The following is a 979-nucleotide window of genomic DNA, read 5'->3' on the forward strand; positions in this document are numbered from 1 at the left end:
GACCGAAATCTATGTTCTGTATATCCGGGGGATTCACGCCGGCTATGCCGAACTGGATTTCCGCAAATTCCCCTCCGTTGTGGATCTGGCCTATTTCGGCATCATGCCGGAATTTATCGGCATGAAACTGGGGCCGTATTTGCTAAACTGGGCTATCGAACAGGCATGGCGGCGCAACCCGGATCTGGTGACCGTCAATACCTGCACCCTTGACCATCCGAAGGCCCTGCCCCTCTATCAGCGGTTCGGCTTTACCCCCTATCGCCAGCGGGAAGTCCTTATCGACCCGGTCGAGGATTAATCCCCTTCCGCCCTGTCTGCCCCGCGCCCCTGCATGGCAGCGCCCGCCTGCCCTCAGGTCAGGCGATAGCGGTTGGTTTCCGGATCATACGACCGCCCGTCAATCAGGTTCGACGGCGTCCCCAAAAGGGCGGACTTCATGTCCATCATGACCCGCTGGCTTTCCAGATAATAGGAATGCTCCACCAGTCCCGAAACCACATCCGTACAATCAACCAGCGTCACCTTGCCGGGAATGGACCTTGGAATACGCGGCCCGTCATCACCGAGCCGGTCCGGGTTGCCCTTGGTCTTGTCTGAAATGGCCATGGCCCGGTCTTCATTGTTGAAATAGACATTCACCCGCTTGGCGATCCGGGGCAGGAATTTCAGCTTGTGCTCTTTCTCGAAGGCGTCGTCATCCTCGTCCGCCGCCATCAGGAAAATCTGGTCGAACAGGCGCGGCGGACGCCCCGGCGCCTGCCGCAAAATTTCCTGCAAGGCATGCCGCAGCACATAATTGCCCATACTATGCGCCACCAGATGAAGTTTCTGGTCGCAGGCCTCGTCCGGGGTGGACCCGCGCAAATAATCCCCGAGCTTCAGGAAGCTGCGGGCAAAGGCCGGCCCCGATGCCGCCGCATCCTGCCGATCATTGGCGTAGGCAATAAAAGGCATCATGGACCCGTCGGACGGCCAC

General features: G+C 59.1%; 2 protein-coding genes. One reads left to right on the forward strand and one right to left on the reverse strand.

Going from position 1 to position 979, the window contains the following annotated elements; genetic code table 11:
• The coding region (locus QQJ79_RS15405) for a GNAT family N-acetyltransferase (protein ID WP_284223807.1) at nucleotides 1–301 on the forward strand (301 nt) is incomplete at its 5' end.
• 53 nt (nucleotides 302–354) lie between these two features.
• Here QQJ79_RS15405 and QQJ79_RS15410 read toward each other — a convergent pair.
• Nucleotides 355–979, reverse strand: a 625-nt coding sequence (locus QQJ79_RS15410; protein WP_284223808.1) for an alpha/beta hydrolase, incomplete at its 5' end; no start/stop codon positions are given.

The sequence above is a fragment of the Brevundimonas denitrificans genome (assembly GCF_030160755.1).
GTDB classification, from domain to species: domain Bacteria; phylum Pseudomonadota; class Alphaproteobacteria; order Caulobacterales; family Caulobacteraceae; genus Brevundimonas; species Brevundimonas denitrificans.